The sequence below is a fragment of the Pedobacter sp. 01N416 genome (genome assembly GCF_056399685.1).
The window spans coordinates 1-1,470 of the sequence record NZ_JBFTRT010000837.1 but is presented as its reverse complement, the minus strand read 5'-3'; the positions used below and the strand labels follow the sequence as shown (position 1 = coordinate 1,470).

General features: G+C 33.3%; 2 protein-coding genes. Both read left to right on the top strand.

Annotation, left to right across the window (positions count from 1 at the left end; genetic code table 11):
• The first annotated feature begins 309 nt into the window (after positions 1 to 309).
• Positions 310 to 963: a TetR family transcriptional regulator C-terminal domain-containing protein gene (locus tag AC1DND_RS27680; protein WP_477586045.1), complete on the top strand. Its 654-nt coding sequence runs from the start codon at positions 310 to 312 to the stop codon at positions 961 to 963.
• 7 nt (positions 964 to 970) lie between these two features.
• Positions 971 to 1,470: AarF/UbiB family protein (locus tag AC1DND_RS27675; RefSeq protein WP_477586043.1), on the top strand; the 500-nt coding region annotated here is incomplete at its 3' end.

Here is a 1,470-nt window from a genome sequence, read left to right as displayed (position 1 = left end):
TTTTAAAGCATCGGTATTTAACAGATCAGAAAATACCATTGGCAGTTCCATTTTGCCATATAAAAAATCGTTTACCTGGATCATCTTGCTTTATTTAGTTATAAGGAATACTCAGAAACAAAAATACTAATTATTTTAGTTTTTTCTTAAAAAATTATCAACATTAAAACTCACAAAAAACTAAAATAATTAGTCAAAAAATCAAATTCAAATATTTTGAAAGCTATTATTACAATTTCATGATCAACAAAAAACCAACTGCAAAAACAAGCCAATAAATTAAACGTTATAATTGTAAAAAACAGGTATATGGCAACTGCTCAGCAAATTAGAAAAGCATATTTAGATTATGTTTTAACAAACAATGAAAAACCAAAATCGGTTTATGTTTTTGTGAAAAAGCTTAAAATTACCGAGGCCGATTTTTATCAGTTTTTCTCTTCTTTTGAAAGCATTGAAAAAATAATCTGGTTCGAACTTACTTTCGAAACCATTAACAAAATTAAAGAGCAGGAAGTTTGGCCCCAATATACAGCCAGAGAAAAAATGCTTTCTTTCTTTTACAGTTACCTCGAAAACCTGAAGAACGAACGCAGTTTTGTGATTTACAGCTTAAAGAATCACCGTGGTAAATTTTCTACTCCCGATGTACTTGCTGGCGTAAAACCTATTTTCGAAAACTTTGCACAAGAAATTATTGAAGAAGGTTTAGATAGTGGTGAGCTTGCCGAGCGCCGCTTTCTAAGTAAAAGATACAAAGATGCCTTATGTATCCAGTTTGCATTTATTGTTAATTTTTGGATCAACGATGATAGTGAAGGTTTCGAAAAAAGCGATGAGGCCATCGAAAAAGGCATTAATGTAACTTTCGATCTTTTTCAGCATTCGCCAATTGATAATTTATTGGAATACGGGAAGTTTTTATCCAGGAATGGGAAGTTTGCAGAAAAGATGAGGTTTTAAATACCAGATGAAGACACAAAAAAGTATTCCAACTACAAAGGTAGAACGTTCGGCAAAATTTGTTAAAACAGGTATTCAGATCGGGGGCAACTACATTAAGCATTATTCAAAAAAACTGTTTAACCCTGAAATGGACCGAGAACAGCTTAACGAGGACAATGCAACCGACATATATAAATCGCTGAGCGAATTAAAGGGCAGTGCCTTAAAAATCGCACAGATGTTGAGTATGGATAAGAATATCCTGCCGAAATCTTACGTCGATAAATTTACCCAATCTCAATACAATGCTCCACCCCTTTCAGGTTCGTTAATTGTTAGAACTTTCACCAAAAATTTCGGTAAAACACCTGAAAATATTTTCGATAGTTTTAACTTAAGCTCCAGTAATGCAGCTTCTATTGGACAGGTGCATCAAGCGATGCTTAATGGTAAAAAACTCGCCATTAAAATTCAATACCCTGGTGTTGGAGACAGTATTTCTTCTGATCTGAAACTGGTAAAACC